Source organism: Micromonospora sp. DT62, assembly GCF_049847285.1.
GTDB lineage: Bacteria > Actinomycetota > Actinomycetes > Mycobacteriales > Micromonosporaceae > Micromonospora > Micromonospora reichwaldensis.
In genome coordinates, this window is the sequence record NZ_JBNCOB010000003.1 from 343432 (window position 1) to 361145 (window position 17714).

A 17714-nucleotide genomic window follows, 5' to 3' on the forward strand; every position below is an offset into this window, starting at 1 on the left:
GGTCACTTGAAGCGGATGCCGATGAGGCGCTGGAGGAGGATGAAGGCGAAGAGCAGGCCACCGATCACGATCCTCGTCCACCAGGAGTTGAGGCTCCCGTCGAAGGTGATCAGGGTCTGGATCACGCCCAGCACCAGCACGCCCAGCACGGTGCCGAAGACGTAGCCGGACCCACCGGTGAGCACGGTGCCGCCGATGACGACGGCCGCGATCACGTCCAGCTCCATGCCGATGGCGATCAGCGGTGCGCCGGAGAGCGTGTAGAACGACAGCAGGATGCCGCCGATGGCCGAGCAGAGCCCGCTGACCGTGTAGACGGCGATCCGGGTACGCCCCACCGGTAGGCCCATCAGCAGCGCCGACTGGGGGTTGCCGCCGATCGCGTACACGGTGCGGCCGAAGCGGGTGTACGCCAGCACGTACGCGGCGACGAGCACCACCGCGAACGCGATCAGCACGATGATCGACACGAAGTTCCCGCGCGGGTCGCCGATGCGCTCCTGCGAGACGGCCGTCCAGAAGCCGTCGGTGATGGGGATGGACGCGTCGCTGATGAACGTGCACATGCCCCGGGCGAAGAACATCCCGGCGAGGGTGACGATGAACGGCTGGATCTCGAAGAAGTGGATCGCGCAGCCCATCAGGAACCCGAGCGTCGGGCCGATCAGCAACGCGACGAACAGCACCAGGGCCGCGGGCAACCCGTCCTGGAGCAGCGACGCCGACACCATCGCGGTCATCGCGACGACGGAGCCGACCGACAGGTCGATGCCGCCGGTGAGGATCACGAAGGTCATGCCGACCGCGACGACCAGCAGGAACCCGTTGTCGATGAAGACGTTGAAGACGACCTGGACGTTGGAGAACGCCCGGTACTGGGACACGCCGACCGCGTACATGACCAGCAGCAGGGCGAGGGTGGCCAGGACCGGGACGTGCCGCCGGGGCACCCTGGGTCGCCACGCGCGGCCGGTGGTCAGTGACGTGCTGCTCATGCCGGCACCTGCTCCTTCTCCCGCCGCGGTGCCGTGGGCCCGGGCGTGGTGCCGCGACGGCGGCGGCCGAACCGGGCCCGGAACGCCGGGGCCTGGATGAGGCAGACGGCGATGACGACGACGGCCTTGAACAGCAGGGCCGTCTGCGGCGAGATGTTCATGGCGTACACCGAGGTGGTCAGGGTCTGGATGATCAGCGCGCCGAGGATGGTGCCGCCGAGGGAGAACCGGCCGCCGGCGAGTGAGGTGCCGCCGATGACCACCGCGAGGATCGCGTCGAGTTCCACCCAGAGGCCGGCGGCGTTGCCGTCGGCGCTGGACACGTTCGCCGTCATCATGAACCCGGCGATCGCGGCGCAGGCGGCGCTGACCACGTACACGAGGAAGACGACGCGGCTGGATCGGATGCCGGCCAGCCGGCTCGCCTCGGCGTTGCCGCCGACCGACTCGACGATCAGACCGAGCGCGGTACGCCGGGTGAACGCGGCGATGAGCAGGGCCGCCGCGAGGGCGATGAAGACGGCCAGCGGCAGGGTCAGGAAGTGCCCGAGCCCGATCGCCCGGTACGGCCCGGAGTTGATCGTGATGATCTGGCCCTCGGTGACCAGTTGCGCGAGCCCTCGGCCGGCCACCATGAGGATCAGCGTGGCGATGATGGGCTGGATGCCGATGACGGCGACCAGCACCCCGTTCCAGGCGCCGAGCGCGAGCGCGGCGCCGAAGGCCAGCGCGAGCGCCGTGAGCACGGTCGCCGGGCTGTTCTGGTCGGGCGCCTCGCTGATGTGGAGGCAGGCGATGGCGCCGCTGATGGCACAGAGCGATCCGACGGAGAGGTCGATGCCGCCGGTGGCGATGACGAGGGTCATGCCCAGCGCCACCAGCATCAGCGGTGCGCTCAGCCGGAGGATGTCGACCGGGGTGCCGTAGAGGTGCCCGTTCTTGACCTCGATGGAGAGGAAGCCGGGCCGGTAGATCGTGTTGGCCAGGATCATGACCACCAGCACGAGCACCGGCCAGAACAGGCGGTGGCCGGTCAGCAGGCGGAGGCGGTCGGCGACGGCGTTCATCGGATCACCTCCGCACCGGTGGTGCCGCTGGCGATGGTCCGCATGACGCGGTCGGCGTCGAGGGTGTCGTCGTTGTCGAGTTGGGCGACCATCGTCCGGTCCCGCATCACGGCGACGCGGTGGCTCAGCCGCAGCACCTCCTCCAGCTCGGCGGAGATGAACAGCACCGCCATGCCGTCGTCGGAGAGCTGGACCACCAGTTTCTGGATCTCGGCCTTCGCGCCGACGTCGATCCCCCGGGTGGGCTCGTCGAGGATCAGCAGGCGCGGCTCGGTGATGAGCCAGCGGGCCAGGAGCACCTTCTGCTGGTTGCCGCCGGAGAGGTTGCGCACCGGCAGATCCGGGTTCGCCGGCCGGATGCTGAGCGCCTGGATGTACTTCTCGACCAGCTCGTCCTGCCGGCGGCGGGGGATCGGCCGTAGCCAACCACGCGCCGCCTGCATCGCGAGGATCATGTTCTCCCGCACCGACAGCTCGGGGACGACGCCCTCCGCGCGGCGGTTCTCGGAGCAGAACCCGACGCCGCGGTCGATGGCCTGGACCGGGTTACGCACCTGCGTTCCGCCGCCGTCGACGACGACCGTGCCGTGGTCGGCGCGGTCGGCGCCGAACAGCAACCGCGCCACCTCGGTGCGGCCGGAGCCGAGCAGGCCGGCGAGCCCGACCACCTCACCGGCGTGGATCCGCAGGCTGAAGGGGGCGACCGCGCCCTTGCGGCCCAGCTCCGACGCGTCCACCAGCGGGGCCGCGTCGGACCGTACGGCGGCGGTCCGCTTCTGCTGCTCGTCGAGGCGCTCCAGGACGTCGAGCTCCTTGCCGATCATCTTCTCGACGAGGCTGAGCTGGGGCAGTTCCCCGGTCCGGTACTCCCCCACCAGGGCACCGTTGCGCAGCACCGTGATGCGGTCGGCGATGCCGTAGACCTGGTCGAGGAAGTGCGTCACGAAGAGGATGCCGATGCCCTCGTCGCGCAGCTGCCGCATGATCCGGAAGAGCTGCGCGACCTCACCGGCGTCCAGGCTGGAGGTCGGCTCGTCGAGGATCAGGACCCGGGCCCGTACGTCGATCGCCCGGGCGATGGCGACCATCTGCTGCACCGCCAGGGAGTACGTGCCGAGCTGCGCGGTGACGTCGATGTCGAGGTCCAGCCGGGCCAGGAGTGCCCGCGCCCGCCGGCGCATCTCGCCCCAGCGGATCGCCCCGAGACGACGGGGCTCCCGGCCGATGAAGATGTTCTCCGCCACGGACAGGTTGGTGCAGAGGTTGACCTCCTGGTAGACGGTGCTCACCCCGGAGGCCGACGCCTGCATCGGGCCGCTGAAGGCGACCTGCTCACCGTCGAGTACGACGGTGCCCTCGTCGATGGCGTGGACGCCGGTCAACACCTTGATCAGGGTCGACTTGCCGGCACCGTTCTCGCCCATCAGGGCGTGGACCTCGCCCGGGAACAGGCGGAAGTCGACGTCGTGGAGCGCGCGTACCCCGGGGAAGGTCTTGCTGATCCCGGTCATGGTCAGGACCGGACGGCTATCCGTCATCCCATCGGACCTCTTCTGGATGGTGTCGGTAGACAGGAGCGAGCGACGGGCCGGGGTCGCCGTCAGCGGACGGCGACCCCGGCGTCGGTCAGTACTTGCGGTTGGGCAGTGCCTCCTTGGCCTGCTCCTGCGTGAAGGTGGTCTCCTCGGTCTCGATCCGGGCCGGGACCTCCTCGCCGGCGTGGACCTTCTTCGCCAGGTCCATCAGCTGCGGACCGAGCAGCGGGCTGCACTCGGCGATGAAGTTGAACTTGCCGTCGGCGAGGGCCTGCATGCCGTCCTTGACCGCGTCGATGGTGATGATGGTGATGTCCTTGCCGGGCACCTTGCCGGCTGCGGTGATCGCCTCCAGTGCGCCCAGACCCATGTCGTCGTTGTGCGCGAAGAGCACGTCGATCTTCGGGTTGGCCTTGAGGAACTGCTCCATGACCTGCTTGCCGTCGGCCCGCTTGAAGTCGCCCGACTGGGAGGCGACGACCTTCAGGTTCGGGTTGGCGGCGATCGCCTTGGCGAAGCCCTCCTTGCGGTCGTTGGCCGGCGCCGAGCCGGTGGTGCCCTGCAACTCGACGACGTTCACCGGCCCGCTGGCGCTCTTGGTCTGCTCCACCAGCCACTCGCCGGCCAGCCGGCCCTCCTTGACGAAGTCCGAGCCGAGGAAGGTCTTGTAGAGCGACTTGTCGGCCGAGTCGACGGAGCGGTCGGTCAGGATCACCGGGATGCCGGCGTCCTTGGCCTCCTTCAGCACGGTGTCCCAGCCGGACTCCACCACCGGCGAGAAGGCGATGACGTCGACCTTCTGCTGGATGAAGTTCCGGATCGCCTTGATCTGGTTCTCCTGCTTCTGCTGCGCGTCGTCGAACTTCAGCTCGATCCCCGCCGCGGCGGCGGCCTCCTTGATCGAGGTGGTGTTCGCCGTCCGCCAGCCGCTCTCCGCGCCGACCTGCGAGAAGCCCAGCGTGACCTTGCCGTCGTCGGCGGAGCCGCCGCCGGTGTCGCTGTTGCCGCAGGCCGCCACGCTGCCCGTGAGCAGCACGGTGGCGACGACCGCGATCAGGGTGCGTGCCGTTCTCCTGGTTCTCATAGGTTCTCCTCGGTGGGGTGGTCCGGACACGTGGCGCGCGCGTGTCCCGGTGTGGTGGTGAGGTTGGTACGGGAAGGGGCCGTTCCCGGTCAGCCGGATGCCGGGCGCTGGCCGTAGACGTTCTGGTACCGGTCGTGCAGCGAGCTGATGTCGGCCTGCGTCATCGGCAGCGGCTGCCCGAGCGCCCGTGCCAGGTGCGCGGTGCGGGCGACGTCCTCGCACATCACCGCGGCCTTGACCGCCGCGCAGGCGTCCTTGCCGATCGTGAAGACCCCGTGGTTGCGCATCAGCACCGCCGGCGAGCGGTGCCCGGACAGGGTGCTGACGATCCCCTTGCCGATGTCGTCACCACCGATCAGGGCGAACGGCCCCACCGGGATCTCCCCGCCGAACTCGTCGGCCTGCGCGGTCAGCCAGCACGGGATGGATTCGCCCCGGGCCGCCCAGGCGGTGGCGTAGCTGCTGTGCGTGTGCACGACGCCACCGACCTCCGGCATCGCCCGGTAGACGTAGGCGTGCGCGGCAGTGTCGCTGGACGGCGCGCCGTTCCCGTCGACCACGGCCCCGTTCAGGTCGCACACGACCATGGTGTCCGCCGTCAGGGCGTCGTAGTCGACACCGCTGGGCTTGATCACCATGAGGTCCTGGCCCGGCACCCGCGCCGAGACGTTGCCGGCGGTCCAGGCCACCAGCGCGTACCGGGTCAACTCGCCGTGCAGGCGGGCCACCGTCTCCCGCAGGTCGCTCACCTGCCGCGCCGCGTCGGTGTTCATCCGATCGCCTCCAAAACCGTGTCGGTCCGCGCCGCGGCCGCGTCCAGGGCCGTGTTCCTGATCGCCCGCAGGCGGAGCATGACGTCGTCGCCGCCGCGGCCGAAGTGGTCGTGCAGCGCGCGGTACTCGGCGTAGAGGGCGTCGTACGCCCGCGCGTCGTCCGGGTCCGGCTGGTACACGCCCTCGTTCACCCGGCCCATCGCCGCCGAGGCCCGGTGGACGTCCGGGTACGCCCCGGCGGCGACGGCCGCGTGGATCGCCGAGCCGAGCGCCGGGCCCTGGGCGGAGCCGATGATGCTCAGCGGGCGGTTGGTGACGTCGGCGTAGATCTGCATGAGCAGCCGGTTCGAGGCGAGACCACCGGCGACGACCAGGTCGGTGACCGGTATCCCGGCCTCGACGAACGCCTCGATGATCATCCGGGTGCCGAACGCCGTGGACTCCAGCAGCGCCCGGTAGACGTCCTGCGGCCGGGTGGCCAGGGTCAGGCCGACGATCAGGCCGCTGAGGTCGTGGTTGACCAGCGGTGAGCGGTTGCCGTTCCACCAGTCCAGCGCGATGAGGCCGTGGGCTCCGACCGGTTGGCCGGCGGCCAGTTCGGTCAGCCGCTCGTGCGACGCGACTCCGTCCGGCGCGGCGTTCCTGACGAACCAGCCGAAGATGTCGCCGACTCCGCTCTGCCCGGCCTCGTAACCCCACGCGCCCGCGCTGATGCCGCCGTCGACGACACCGCACATGCCGGGCACCTCGGCGGGGTGGGTGCCGTTGAGGACGTGGCAGGTGGAGGTGCCCATGATGGCCACCAGTCGCCCGGGGTTCAGCGCCTGGGCGGAGGCGGCGGTGACGTGGGCGTCGACGTTGCCGACCGCGACCGCGATGCCCGCCGGCAGCCCGGTCCAGGCGGCGGCGCGGGAGCTGAGGGCGCCGGCCCGCTCGCCCAGCGGCAGCAGGGGACCATCCACCTTGGTCACGAAGTCGGCGAAGCCCGGGTTTAGGGCGCTCAGGTAGTCGGTCGACGGGTACCGGCCGTCCTGCCGGATGCCCTTGTATCCGGCGGTGCAGACGTTGCGGGTCTCCTCGTCGCACAACTGCCACACGATCCAGTCGGCGGCTTCGACGAAGCGCTCGGCACGGCGGTAGACCTCCGGATCCTCCTCGAGGATCTGAAGACCCTTGGCGAACTGCCACTCGGCGGAGATCTTGCCGCCGTAGCGGCCGATCCACGGCTCGTGCCGCTCGTGGGCCAACGCGTTGATGCGGTCGGCGTGCGACTGGGCGGCGTGGTGCTTCCACAGCTTCACCCAGGCGTGCGGCCGGTGGCGCAGCTCCGGGACCTCGCACAGCGGGGTGCCGTCGGCGAGCGTCGGCAGGACGGTGCAGGCGGTGAAGTCGGTGCCGATGCCGATGACCTGCGACGGGTCCACGCCGGCGTCGGCCATGGCGGCGGGGACGGCGTGCCGCAGGACGTCGCGGTAGTCCTCCGGGTCCTGCAGGGCCCAGTCGGGGGGCAGTGCCGGGCCGCCGCCGGGGAGCACGGCCTCGATCACGCCGTGGCGGTACTCGTGCACCGCGGTCCCGACCTCGGCACCATCGCGAACCCGGACCACCAGGGCCCGCCCGGAGAGGGTGCCGTAGTCGACTCCGACCACGTACCGCTCGCCCGCACCGTCCACACTGCTCATGTCCACCTCCGATCAATGACCGGCATAGTGTTAACGCTCACATACAGCGCCGTCAAGACGTCGGCCGACAACAGCTCAGTAACGGAAGGATAGGCGGAGCGTGTGGCCCGGACCAGAGGCGTCACGCGCGGTCACCATCCCCGCACTCTCGGCTGCCCGGACGGGGTGCCGGCGCCCGCTCGGCGGAGGCCCGGGGGCGGGAGCAACCAGCGCCGCAGCCCAGACGACGGATCGATGCATGTTAGCGAAAACATTCGGCCCTTCTCTACGCTCTCGCGATCGCACGGCACCAGCCGGGCACGGACCGATCCTCTGGGGACGCCGACTTCGCCGTGCGCGCTGAGCTGCGATGCCGACCGACAAACGCCGACCCGGACCGGCGCCGGCCAGCGCGCCGACGAGGCAGCATCGCCATCGGCGATTTACATCAATGGATGTCAGCGATAACATCCGTCTCATCGCGTCGTGTCCCCGGGCAGGCACCGGGCCGGAGCCGACCGGGGTACGCGACGACGGACGGCGAGCGACGGGATCCGGCACGAGGTCGGCCGAGGGCCGGACGATCCCGTCCCGAGGTATGCCGGCGATGCCCGCGGGCAGGGCCGGGCGACAGCTGACCGGCCACGCCCCGTGACGCCCTCGTTCGCCGCATCCCGGCGCCGGCGCCCGACCCGACGCCACCCACCGCTCCGACCGAGGAGGAACACGTGCGCACACCGAGACAATGGCTGGCCGCCGCCCTGGGCATCCTGGCGGTGGCCCTCGCGGCGACCGTCGCGGACGGGGCCGTCGCGCCCCGTCCGGCACAGGCGCTGGACAACGGCGTCGCCCGGACGCCGCCGATGGGTTGGAACACCTGGAACACGTTCGGCTGCAACATCAACGAGACACTCATCCGCCAGACGGCCGACGCGATCGTCGCCAACGGGCTGCGCGATCTCGGGTACCGGTACGTCGTCGTCGACGACTGCTGGTTCAACCCGGACCGGGACGCACAGGGCAACCTCCAGGCGCATCCGCAGCGCTTCCCGAGCGGGATGAAGGCGCTGGGCGACTACCTGCACTCGCGCGGCCTGCTGTTCGGCCTCTACCAGGCGCCGCTGGACCAGACCTGTGCGCAGTACTTCGACGCCTTCCCCGGCTCGACCGGCAGTCTCGGGCACGAGTACCAGGACGCCCGCCAGTTCGCCGCCTGGGGCGTGGACTACCTGAAGTACGACTGGTGCTCCCCCACCGGGACCATCAACGACCAGGTCGCCAGGTTCGGCATCATGCGGGACGCGCTGGCCGCCGCCGGCCGACCGATCGTCTACAGCATCAACCCGAACAGCATCCACGAGAAGACCGGACCGCAGCGCAACTGGAGCGACGTGGCGAACCTCTGGCGGACCACCGAGGACATCACCAACGCGTGGGACACCGGCCAGACCAACGGCTACCCGATGGGCATCCGGAACATCGTCGACGTCAACGTGCCGCTGGCCGGGTACGCCGCACCGGGCGGGTTCACCGACCCGGACATGCTGGAGGTCGGCAACGGCGGGATGAACGACACCGAGATGCGCAGCCACTTCGCGCTCTGGTCGATCATGGCGTCGCCGCTCATGATGGGCAACGACCTGCGCTCGGCCAGCGCGGCGACGCTGAGCATCCTGCGGAACCAGAACCTGGTCGCGATCAACCAGGACCCGCTCGGGCTCCAGGCGGTCCAGGTGTCGAACGACGGCACCCGGCGGGTGCTGGCGAAGCGGCTGGCCAACGGTGACGTCGCGGTCGCGCTGTTCAACCAGGGCAGCTCCGCCACGACGATCTCCACGACGGCGGCGGCGATCGGCAAGAGCGGCACCTCGTTCACCCTGCGCGACGCGTGGACCAACGGCACCTCCACCAGCACCGGAACGATCTCCGCGAGCGTCCCGGCGCACGGCACGGTGGTGTACCGGGTCAGCGGCGGCGGCACCACGAACCCGCCGCCCCCCACCACGTTCCGGCTACGCAGCGAATCGGCCGGACGATGCCTCGACGTCGACAACTCCCACACCGCCAACGGCACCGGGACGCTCATCTGGGACTGTCACGGCAACGCCAACCAGCAGATCAGTCAGAGCGGGCAGACGCTGCGCGTCCTCGGCAAGTGCCTGGACGTGCCGAGCACCGCCGCCAACGGCACCCGGGTGCAGCTCTGGGACTGCAACGGCGGTACGAACCAGCAGTGGACGTTCAACGGCAACGGCACGGTGAGCAACGTCCGCTTCCCGTCCCTGTGCCTGGACGTCAACAACGGTGGCACCGCCAACGGGACCACGGTCATCCTCTGGTCCTGCCACGGCAGCACCAACCAGCGGTGGAGCCGGGTGTGACCGACGGCCATCGACCGTAGTGCGGCCGGCCGGATGGACGCGCCTGCTCCCACCGGCCGGCCGGACCGTTCGCCTCCTACTGGAACTGCGTGCAGAACCGCCAGGTCTCCCCCGGCACCCAGGTCCGGGTGCCGCTGTCGCCGGCGCCCCGTCCTGGGGCGCCGCGATGTGTCCTTCGTCGAACGCGATCCACTCCACCGGGTAGCCGGCGGCGCAGCCCGAGTACGCGGTCCGGATGTGGGTCAGGCTGCCCGTCGCGGGCTCGCGCGGGCTCTGCGCGGCGCAGGCGTTGTGCTGCACGAACCGGTCGCGCAGCGACCGGCCGCTCGCGATGGGGAGCACCCCGTCCCGGGTGCCGTGCACCCCGAGGTACGCGACGCGGTCGGTGCCGCCGCTGCACCCGGTGGCGATGTCGGCTCCCGCGACCAGCCAGCCCAGGCCGCATGTTGGCGATAACAGAGCTAGGTGTCAATAAATGGGACAGGGCGCGAGTTCGGCGCGACGTCCGTCAGCCGCGCCGAGCTCGCGGCCCCCGGGCACAGCGCTCCGGCTCGTCGTTGACGCCCACCGCCGAGGCCAGTACGGTGCATCGCAAGTAATCGATGTCAACGACACGACGTTTCGCGTTGCCATCCCATCACGCGCGATTCTCCGCACGCGTACCGGACCCAGCCCGCACGACGTGAGACATCTTGATGTTGGATGTTAGCGATAACAGGGTTCTTGGTCTCTCGGGTGCGCTCGAGTGCAGCGCCTGCGGTGAGAAGCGCTGGACCGCCCGACACCCTGGGGGTGAGCCTTGAAGCTGACACGCGCACGCCGGATCGGGACGAGAGCTCGGCACGCCATCGCCGTACTCGCCGGACTGATCTGCACCGTCGCCCTACTGCCCGGCACCGCGCAGGCCGACAACCCGATCGTCCAGCACATCTACACCGCCGACCCGGCGCCGATGGTGCACAACGGACGCGTCTACGTCTACACCGGGCACGACGAGGACGGCTCGACGTACTTCACCATGCGCGAGTGGCGGGTGTTCTCCTCCGCCGACATGGTCAACTGGACCGACCACGGCGTACCGATGAGCCTCGGCACCTTCGCCTGGGCGGACGCGGACGCCTGGGCCGGCCACGTCGTCCCGCGCAACGGAAAGTTCTACTGGTACGTCCCGGTGCGGCAGCGCGGCGGCGGAATGGTGATCGGGGTCGGTGTCGCCGACAGCCCGACCGGGCCGTTCCGGGACGCGCTCGGCCGCCCGCTGGTCGGCAACGGTGAGATCGACCCGCACGTCCTCGTCGACGACGACGGGCAGGCGTACTTGTACTGGGGCAACCCGAACCTGTGGTACGTGCGGCTCAATCCCGACATGATCTCGTTCTCCGGCAGCCCGACCCGGATCCCGCTCACCACCGCCGGGTTCGGCACCCGAACCGGCAACGCGAGCCGCCCGACCCTCTACGAGGAAGGCCCCTGGGTCTTCAAGCGCAACGGGCTCTACTACAACGTGTTCGCGGCGGAGTGCTGCTCCGAGTTCATCGGCTACTCGACGGCGCCCGGCCCGACGGGGCCGTGGACGTACCGGGGCACGGTCATGCCCCGGCAGGGTGCCAGCTTCACCAACCATCCCGGCATCGTCGACTTCAACGGCGGGTCGTACTTCTTCTACCACAACGGGCGTTGCCCGGCGGCGGCGGATTCACCCGTTCCGTGGCGGTGGAGAAGTTCGCCTACAACTCCAACGGCACCATTCCCACGATGAACATGACCACCACCGGCGTCCCGCAGGTCGGCACGCTCAACCCGTACACCCGGCAGGAGGCCGAGACGATCGCCTGGGGTTCCGGCATCGAGACCGAGCCGTCCAGCGAAGGCGGCATGAACGTCGGCTACCTCGCCAACGGCGACTACATCAAGGTCAAGGGCGTCGCCTTCGGCGCCGGCGCGACCTCCTTCAGCGCCCGGGTGGCGTCCGGGGCAGCCGGCGGCCGGATCGAGGTACGACTGGACAGCGCCACCGGCCCGCTCGCCGGCACCTGTGCCGTCGGCGGCACCGGCGGCTGGCAGACGTGGACCACCTCCACCTGCGCGATCAGCGGGGCCACCGGGACCCGGGACCTGTATCTGCGATTCGCCGGGGGCACCGGAAACCTGTTCAACGTGAACTGGTGGCAGTTCGGCGGCGGGACGGCCGCCCCGTCGTACCGCGTCACCAACCGCAACAGCGGCCAGGTCGTCGACGTCCAACAGCCGAACCTCGACGACCTCGCCGTGATCGGCCAGTGGACGGGCGACGGACAGAGCTGGCAACAGTGGCGGTTCCTCGACGCCGGCGGGGGCAACGTACGCCTGCAGAGCGCCCACAGCGGCAAGTGCGTCGACGTGATGGACTTCTCCACGGCCGACGGGGCCCGGATCGTCCAGTACACCTGCCACGACGGCCTCAACCAGGTGTTCAGCTGGCGATCCACCGGCGATGGCTACCACCAGCTGGTCAACGCCAACAGCAACAAGTGTCTGAACGTGGTCGGCGGCTCCACCGCCACCGGTGCCGCGTTGGAACAGCGGACGTGCGGCTCCGCCGCCAGCATGCAGTGGTCCCGCGCCTGAGCCGACCCCGGGAGAGGGCTGTGCGGAGACGCTCGGCCGTCGCCGCACAGCCCTTCGAGGATCCCGGCGAAACTCGCTGCCTCCGGCAGGAGCGTCGGTCGCGCCCGGGTGGTCATGCCCGGTCCGCCCCGTGCTTGACCCGCCCTGCGCCGGAACCTAAAATCACGGTCTGTTAACGCTAACAGCGGCGTCAGTCGATGAGAGCCGACGGGTCATTGACGCCGGGGTCAAGGGCAGTCCCCAGGGCGGCGCTGACCGGTCCGGACCGGACCGGGGCACGCGCGTATCACCATCACCAGCCAGGAGGACGCAGAATGACGCACGATCAGAACGGGCCGGTCAGCGGCGAGCGGCGATTGCTGAGCCGGAGAGCCGTCCTGACGACGATGGGGGCCGTGCCGGTTGCGGCAGCGGCGACCACACTGCTGGGAGCCACGGGAGCCTCGGCCGCGCCGGCGACCGTCAACCTGTCGGCGCAGCGGCAGACGATCAAGGGCTATGGCGCCATGGCCCATGCCGCCTGGATCGGCGACCTGACGGCCGCCCAGCGGGAGACCGCGTTCGGCACCGGCGAGGGTCGGCTGGGCTTCTCCATCCTGCGGATTCCCGTCGGCGAGAGCTCGGCTGACTTCGGCCGTGACCTCGCGACGGCGAAGCGCGCGGCCGAGCTCGGGGTGACCGTCTTCGCCTCGCCGTGGAACCCGCCCGCCAGCATGATCGAGACCTTCACCCGCGGCAGCCAGACCAACGCGAAGCGGCTCCGCTACAGCTCGTACGCCGCCTATGCGCAGCACCTCAACGACTTCACCACGTACCTGCGTAACAACGGGGTGCCCCTGTACAGCATCTCGGTGCAGAACGAGCCCGACTACGCGCACGACTGGACGTGGTGGACCTCCGCCGAGATGGTCAGGTTCCTGCGGGACAACGCCGGCTCGATCAGCACCCGGGTCATGGCACCCGAGTCGTTCCAGTACATCAAGTCCGTGTCGGACCCGATTCTCAACGATCCCACGGCGCTGGCCAACGTGGACATCATCGGGGCCCACCTCTACGGGACGTCGTACTCGAACTTTGCGTACCCGCTCTTCAAGCAGAAGGGCGCGGGCAAAGAGCTCTGGATGACCGAGGTCTACTACCCCAACAGCAACACCAACTCGGGCGATGCCTGGCCCGAGGCGCTCGACGTGGGCGAGCACATCCACCGCGCCATGGTGGACGCCGAGTTCCAGGCGTACGTCTGGTGGTATCTGCGGCGCAGCTACGGCCCCATGCGGGAGGACGGCCAGGTCAGCAAGCGCGGTGCCATGATGGCGCACTTCGCCCGGTTCGTCCGGCCCGGCTACACCCGGATCGACGCGACGGCGAACCCGGCATCAAACGTCTACGTCTCGGCGTACCGGGGCGGCAACAGCGTCGTCATCGTCGCCGTCAACAAGAACACCTCGTCGGTGAGCCAGCAGTTCAGCCTGTCGGGCACCACCGCTTCCGGCAGCGTCTCGAACTGGCTGACCGACGCGAGCCGGACCGTCGCGCCCCAGAGCGCGCTCTCCATGTCGAACGGCTCCCTCACCGTCACGCTGCCCGCCCGAAGCATCATGACCTTCGTGACCAGTGTGAACGGCACCCCGCCGCCCAGCCCGACCCCCACGCCCACCGTCACCCCACCCCCGGGTGGGGGCACGGGACCCCGGGTCGCCTACACGATGAACTCCTGGGGCTCCGGCTTCACGGCCAGCATCGACATCACCAACACCGGCACCTCGGCGATCAACGGCTGGACGTTGGCCTTCAACCTGCCCTCGGGCCAGTCGATCACCTCGGGCTGGGGTGCCACCTACTCGCCGTCCAGCGGTCAGGTGAGCGCCCGTAACGTCGACTACAACGCCGCGATCGCCCCCGGGGCCACCATCAACATCGGCTTTCAGGCCAACACCAGCGGCAACACCGCCGAGCCGACTGCCTTCACCCTCAACGGCGTCGCCTGCACGGTGGTCTGACCGCTACGACGCAGGGCCCCCACCCTGGAGATTGACCAGAACCGCGTGCGGCCCCTCCGGCAAGGGAGGGGCCGCACCCTTCTCAGGGGGCGTGCCCGAGGACTGTCCGAGTAAGGGTGTAGCCGGTCTGGCCTGACACGCCGAGCCTGATGGGCTTGGCGGGAAGGACAGGCAATGACCGAGATCATCGAGTCTGTGCCGAAATCAATGGATACCCAGCAGCTCGCACTGCAGCTGGCGGAGCAGGCCCGTGCCGAGGGGTGTGGATCTGGTGGGCCGGGACGGGTTGTTGTCCGGGCTGACCAAGACGGTGCTGGAGACCGCCCTGGAGGCGGAGCTGACCGAGCACCTAGGCTACGACAAGCACGAGCCGGTGGGCCGCAACGGCGCCTTAACTGCACCGCCGGGCGGAGTGGAAGCGATGGGTGCCTGCGTACGAGCCGCCTTGACGCCGGTACGTCGGGTAGCGCGCGGATCACGGCAAATCCGGTTAGCGGGTCGGGTCTCCGCCAGTATGCAGGTCGCCGTCCTTGCATCGAAGCCTCCCTGCGGACATGATCAGAGCATGGTTGAAAGAACGGACACCGCTACCGCCTGATGAGCGGGCAAGGTGCACGGCTGCGCGTCTGGTGCGCCCTACCCGAGCGCTATGCGGACAGGAATGTGGCGGCCTCCACCGTCGATGCCACCGGACGTGTCATCGCGCTACTGGTCGCCCCAGATGCGGCCTGCACCGAGCGGGGAGCCGCGCTCCAGCCGTATGCCGCGACTGCGGTCGTCATCGACGGCGGCGACGTCACCGAGGTGACCATCCCAGAACTCGACCTGCGGTTCCCCAAAATCGACGTCCTCGATGACGGCTTCGTTCTAGCGGCAGCACGATGCCGGATGCCTACCGGGCCGGAGGCCACGACCGTCGCCGAGCTCGAGGCGCAGATCCCCCACAATGCGCGCATCGTCAACGCCGACGGCTCGATCCGGACCACCTTTCACGCCGGCGACGGCATCGAGCAACTGATGGTCGACCGGGCGGGCAATATCTGGATCAGCTACTTTGACGAGGCTTCCATCTGCGCACCGCATCCGGTCAGGCAGAACCGCACACAACCGCCCCACCGCACCAGCATGTCCATGCCCGGCCTCATCCGCTGGACCGCGGCTGGCGACGCAGCCTGGTATGCGACCCAAGATCGGAACGGCCCAGCGAGCTGGGTCGACTGCTACGCGCTCAACGTCGGCATCCACCGCACCTGGGCGTATCCCTACACGGGCTTCCCACTTGTGGAAATCGACCAGGACGGGGTGCGGCCCGTCCGCTCCGCGAGTGGCATCATCGTTGCCGGCCAGCGTGTGGCGTTCGTAGCCGGCCAGGGGCACGGCCCGCAAGCCGCCGGCCGCTACCTGGTCACGTTTTCCCGCATCACCGATGGCCCGGTCGAAGCCACCACGACAGCGCCACTTCTCCTGCCCACCGGCCACCGCCCAACCACCTGGGCGCGGCGAACAGTGTGCCGAGACAACCGAATGTGGATGCAGTTCGGCGACGAACGAACCTGGTATGTCCTCGCCATGTGAGCGAGTCGCCATCGAATCGGGTGGTTGTACCGGACCCCGCGGCACGCACCCTTCTCGGCTCGCGCGCTGCAGCACCCGTCTCAGCACCCAGTAGGTCAGCGGCCGTTGCCGGCCATCACGGGTCCGCCATAACGGCACTCGGGGGGACACCGGGTGGATCTCGGCCACATAGCGCAGCAACCAGCGCATCGCCTCTGGTGACACCGGCACCCCCGCCGGTGTCCCCCGGACGTCTACGACATCCGGGGGATCCGGTGCCCGTCGTCAGCGTTGCAGGGTCAGCAGACCCGGGCGGTACGGCAGGCGGCCGTAGTCGCCGCCGGAGTTGGGGGAACGTCCCTGGTAGAGCAACTGCAGGTTGCAGGGATCGACGGTCATGGTCTGGTCGGCGTTGCTGCGGATCAACTCGCCGTGGCTGATGTCGTTGGTCCAGGTGGCGCCGCTGTTGGCCTTGCCGGCGAACGGGTTGCTCTCGGTGGCGGCCTGCGGCGTCCACGTACCGCCCAGGCTGGTGGCCGTGAACGAGCGGAAGTAGCGACCCTGCGCGCCGATCGCCTCGACGAGCATGAGGTACCGGTTCTGGCCCTGGAGCTTGTAGACCTGGACCGCCTCGAACAGGTTGTTCGTCGTGTCGCTCATGATGGTCGTGTAGGTCGAGCCGAAGCTGCCCGGGAAGTTCCCGATGGGCATGCTGGCCCGGTAGATCTTCCCGTTGTCCCCGGCGAAGAACAGGTACATGTTGGTGTCGTCACCGATGATCGCCTGATCGATCGGCCCGGTGCCGGATCCGGAGATGCTGCCGGTGAAGAGCGTCTGCGGCGACGACCAGCTGTTCACGTTTGTGGGGTCGCTCGACGTCCGGTAGGAGAAGGCGGGTCCGCCCCACTGGTAGGCGAGCACCCAGATGTTCCTGGGGGCGAAGTAGAACAGTGAGGGCGCGACGGCGGCGAAGGGCATCTGGTTCTGGCTGGCCGAGGCCATCTCGGACCAGTTCGTGAAGAGGCCGAAGTTCATCGAGCCCCACGTCGTTCCCGTGTCGTGCGTGGTCGCGTAGACGAGTTGCCGGCCGTTGTAGGGGGCGTGGGTGAAGTCCTTCAGCGACACCCACCCCGCCCTCGGTTGCGCCAGCACGCCGGTCGACGACCAGCGGTACGTCGACGGCAGCGCACACGTGCCGGGCGGCGGCGTGGTGGGGTTGCCCCCGCCGTCGACGCGGACGAGCTGCCACTGCTGGTTGTTGCCGTTCCAGTCGTCGTACTGCACGACGTTCCCGCCGTCGGCGGTCGAGGCGCCCTGCACCTCCACCGCCTTGTTGCTGTTCCGGTTGATCAGGCGGACGTAGCCACCGGCGGAGTCGGCCAGCCGGAACTGCTGGTTGGACCCGTTGCCGTCGGCCCACTGCACGATGCTGGCACCGTTGGCGGTCGAGAAGTTGTAGACGTCGAGCACCTTGCCGGACAGCCGCGACTTCAACCGGTAGTAGCCACCGCCGGAGTCCACGAACTGCCACTGCTGCTGGTTGCCGTCGTTGCGCGCCCACTGCACGATCCGCGCGCCGTCGTTCGTGGCCAGGTTGTACACGTCCAGGGCCTTGCCGCTGTTGCGGTTGACCAACACGTACCACGCGCTCGTGTCGACCGTCGCCGCGGCGGCGGGTGCCGACGACACCACCGCCGCGGCGACGCCACCGACCAGCAGGGCCACCCCAGCGGCGACGACCCGCGGCAACCACCGGCGCCGCCGCGACGGCGGCGGCGCGAGAGATGGAGACCTATCGAAGACAGACATGATCCTCCTCGGCTGAGAATGCCAACGGGATGCCCGGAGATGGGCGCACCGCGACGCGTGGCCGGGCACGAGCGGGAAGCAGTTAGCGCTAACAAGACCTGCCTGCGCCCAGGCGCACGCCTGATTCAAGGTCGACAAGCAGGCTCGCCCGGAAAGCCACGCGACGTCGGCCTCAGCCATCGACTGTGAGCGATAACATGCCGTTCGTCAAGACGTAATGTTCCCTACTCGACTCGCATCGACGCGTC

Annotated in this window: 12 protein-coding genes and 2 pseudogenes; 6 read left to right on the plus strand and 8 right to left on the minus strand. The window is 69.3% G+C overall.

Annotated elements, in window-relative coordinates; all coding sequences use genetic code 11:
- Nucleotides 1-2: 2 nt before the first annotated feature.
- The 6 genes from yjfF to araB form a co-directional block, all read right to left on the minus strand.
- Nucleotides 3-995, minus strand: coding sequence for a galactofuranose ABC transporter, permease protein YjfF (gene yjfF, locus ACPXCB_RS07090; protein WP_425873278.1), 993 nt, complete (start codon nt 993-995; stop codon nt 3-5).
- Nucleotides 992-2062, minus strand: a complete 1071-nt coding sequence (locus ACPXCB_RS07095) for an ABC transporter permease (RefSeq protein ID WP_425873280.1) — start codon at nt 2060-2062, stop codon at nt 992-994. Before ACPXCB_RS07095 ends, yjfF begins: the two co-directional genes overlap by 4 nt.
- Nucleotides 2059-3600, minus strand: a complete 1542-nt coding sequence (locus ACPXCB_RS07100; RefSeq protein WP_425873282.1) for a sugar ABC transporter ATP-binding protein — start codon at nt 3598-3600, stop codon at nt 2059-2061. The genes ACPXCB_RS07095 and ACPXCB_RS07100 overlap by 4 nt, the downstream gene beginning before the upstream one ends.
- Before the next feature lie 88 nt (nt 3601-3688).
- The gene (locus ACPXCB_RS07105; RefSeq protein ID WP_425873284.1) at nt 3689-4681 is read right to left on the minus strand and encodes an ABC transporter substrate-binding protein; all 993 of its coding nucleotides are present in this window, start codon (nt 4679-4681) and stop codon (nt 3689-3691) included.
- An 89-nt stretch (nt 4682-4770) separates the two neighbouring features.
- On the minus strand, nt 4771-5454 hold the full coding sequence (locus ACPXCB_RS07110) for an L-ribulose-5-phosphate 4-epimerase (RefSeq protein ID WP_425873286.1): 684 nt from the start codon (nt 5452-5454) through the stop codon (nt 4771-4773).
- Complete coding sequence (araB, locus tag ACPXCB_RS07115) at nt 5451-7136, minus strand: ribulokinase (RefSeq protein ID WP_425873288.1); 1686 nt, start codon at nt 7134-7136, stop codon at nt 5451-5453. The genes ACPXCB_RS07110 and araB overlap by 4 nt, the downstream gene beginning before the upstream one ends.
- 842 nt (nt 7137-7978) lie before the next feature.
- On the opposite strand from araB, the gene ACPXCB_RS07120 reads away from it, so the two are divergent.
- Nucleotides 7979-9496 (plus strand): glycoside hydrolase family 27 protein, encoded by a 1518-nt coding sequence (locus tag ACPXCB_RS07120; RefSeq protein WP_425873427.1) that lies wholly within the window; start codon nt 7979-7981, stop codon nt 9494-9496.
- A gap of 82 nt (nt 9497-9578) precedes the next feature.
- On the opposite strand, the pseudogene ACPXCB_RS07125 reads toward ACPXCB_RS07120, so the two are convergent.
- Nucleotides 9579-9901, minus strand: a pseudogene (locus tag ACPXCB_RS07125) (cellulose binding domain-containing protein); the annotation flags it as partial.
- Between the two features lie 394 nt (nt 9902-10295).
- Between ACPXCB_RS07125 and ACPXCB_RS07130 the strand changes: the two are divergent.
- From ACPXCB_RS07130 to ACPXCB_RS07150, 5 genes and pseudogenes are all read left to right on the plus strand, one after another.
- Nucleotides 10296-11255 (plus strand): family 43 glycosylhydrolase, encoded by a 960-nt coding sequence (locus tag ACPXCB_RS07130; RefSeq protein ID WP_425873290.1) that lies wholly within the window; start codon nt 10296-10298, stop codon nt 11253-11255.
- Nucleotides 11204-12103, plus strand: coding sequence for a carbohydrate-binding protein (locus ACPXCB_RS07135; protein WP_425873292.1), 900 nt, complete (start codon nt 11204-11206; stop codon nt 12101-12103). The genes ACPXCB_RS07130 and ACPXCB_RS07135 overlap by 52 nt, the downstream gene beginning before the upstream one ends.
- A gap of 314 nt (nt 12104-12417) precedes the next feature.
- Entirely contained in the window at nt 12418-14103 is a 1686-nt protein-coding gene (locus ACPXCB_RS07140) for a cellulose binding domain-containing protein (RefSeq protein WP_425873294.1), read from the plus strand.
- Between the two features lie 256 nt (nt 14104-14359).
- Nucleotides 14360-14479 (plus strand): annotated as a pseudogene (locus tag ACPXCB_RS07145) (transposase); the annotation flags it as partial.
- A 221-nt stretch (nt 14480-14700) separates the two neighbouring features.
- On the plus strand, nt 14701-15678 hold the full coding sequence (locus ACPXCB_RS07150) for a hypothetical protein (RefSeq protein WP_425873296.1): 978 nt from the start codon (nt 14701-14703) through the stop codon (nt 15676-15678).
- Between the two features lie 264 nt (nt 15679-15942).
- Here the strand turns inward: ACPXCB_RS07150 and ACPXCB_RS07155 are convergent, their stop codons facing one another.
- On the minus strand, nt 15943-17466 hold the full coding sequence (locus tag ACPXCB_RS07155; RefSeq protein ID WP_425873298.1) for a non-reducing end alpha-L-arabinofuranosidase family hydrolase: 1524 nt from the start codon (nt 17464-17466) through the stop codon (nt 15943-15945).
- Nucleotides 17467-17714 lie beyond the last annotated feature (248 nt).

Bases quoted from the DNA above. Each gene is read 5' to 3' on its own strand.
- ACPXCB_RS07140 (WP_425873294.1), top strand. From the start codon at position 12,418: ATGACGCACGATCAGAACGGGCCGGTCAGCGGCGAGCGGCGATTGCTG.
- araB (WP_425873288.1), bottom strand. From the start codon at position 7,136: ATGAGCAGTGTGGACGGTGCGGGCGAGCGGTACGTGGTCGGAGTCGAC.
- ACPXCB_RS07100 (WP_425873282.1), bottom strand. From the start codon at position 3,600: ATGACGGATAGCCGTCCGGTCCTGACCATGACCGGGATCAGCAAGACC.
- yjfF (WP_425873278.1), bottom strand. From the start codon at position 995: ATGAGCAGCACGTCACTGACCACCGGCCGCGCGTGGCGACCCAGGGTG.
- ACPXCB_RS07105 (WP_425873284.1), bottom strand. From the start codon at position 4,681: ATGAGAACCAGGAGAACGGCACGCACCCTGATCGCGGTCGTCGCCACC.
- ACPXCB_RS07110 (WP_425873286.1), bottom strand. From the start codon at position 5,454: ATGAACACCGACGCGGCGCGGCAGGTGAGCGACCTGCGGGAGACGGTG.
- ACPXCB_RS07150 (WP_425873296.1), top strand. From the start codon at position 14,701: ATGAGCGGGCAAGGTGCACGGCTGCGCGTCTGGTGCGCCCTACCCGAG.
- ACPXCB_RS07095 (WP_425873280.1), bottom strand. From the start codon at position 2,062: ATGAACGCCGTCGCCGACCGCCTCCGCCTGCTGACCGGCCACCGCCTG.
- ACPXCB_RS07120 (WP_425873427.1), top strand. From the start codon at position 7,979: ATGGGTTGGAACACCTGGAACACGTTCGGCTGCAACATCAACGAGACA.
- ACPXCB_RS07155 (WP_425873298.1), bottom strand. From the start codon at position 17,466: ATGTCTGTCTTCGATAGGTCTCCATCTCTCGCGCCGCCGCCGTCGCGG.